The following is a 972-nucleotide window of genomic DNA, read 5'->3' as shown; positions in this document are numbered from 1 at the left end:
ATGCTCACAGATGCTTAGAGATAATCCGTGACGCTTTTTCAATTCGTAGTTCCAAATACATTGATCCTTCAGATCCCAAATCTGGTGAAAACCCAGTCTTTTCGAAATTATTAGGATTGTTTTCGGAAAGCCTAAAGAAACAGGCGCCAGGAAAATTTGACGATATTCTTCAAGAACACGACGAGATTTTAATCCCGGTGCCATACTGGACTTGGCATGACAAGTTATCCGATGTTATGAAGATTATTAGTGAAAATAAAGGCTCCCGGGATATAAAATTCTCATGGAACTTAATTAAGGATCATCTAGAGAATTGTACATGCATATTTTCAGGTAGACGTGTTGAGATCGTCCCCCGACTTGTGCCAATAAATCTGATACCATCCTTCTCAGAGGCAAAGCAACGGATATTTCTATCAGCAACATTAACAGAAGATGCATTTTTGATAAAAGACTTAGGTCTAAACCCCACTAGTGTTTTAAATCCTCTTATTGATAACGAATTAAAATATTCCGGGGAGCGCCTTATACTATTACCAACTCTTGTTGATCCTTCCTTAAGACGTGAAGAATTGATCGCGTGGTTCTCAGACCTCCCCAAAAAATATGGTAATTTCGGCTTTTTCACCATAGTCCCATCGAACTATTCCGCACGCTTATGGGAAATGGGGGTAAAGGCCTCAAATTTTGAGAGTCTACTTGAGTCGCTAAAAAATGATATCAAAAATAAAAGAGCGTTTGATAACTACATTCTTATTAATAAGTATGATGGGATTGACTTACCGGGTCATACTTGCCGAATACTATGCATGGATTCTCTCCCATCATATACGGCACTAGTTGATCGCTATTACCAGTCAGTAATGCCTAGCACAACCACCATTCAACGTAAACTCGCTCAGCGTATTGAGCAGGGGATTGGCCGGGCAATTCGTGGCGTAAGTGACTATTGTGTTGTAATAATCATTGGGA

At 39.7% G+C, this 972-nt stretch carries 1 protein-coding gene; it reads left to right on the top strand.

Features of this window, described 5'->3' with window-relative positions; translation table 11 throughout:
- Nucleotides 1–972 (top strand): helicase C-terminal domain-containing protein (locus tag EI28_RS14205; protein ID WP_197018520.1); only part of this gene is annotated, 972 nt, incomplete at both ends.

It is taken from the genome of Methanoculleus sp. MH98A (assembly GCF_000691865.1).
In the GTDB taxonomy this organism is placed as follows: Archaea; Halobacteriota; Methanomicrobia; order Methanomicrobiales; family Methanoculleaceae; genus Methanoculleus.
Note: the sequence above shows the minus strand (reverse complement) of the source record. Positions and strands in the feature narration are given on the sequence as shown.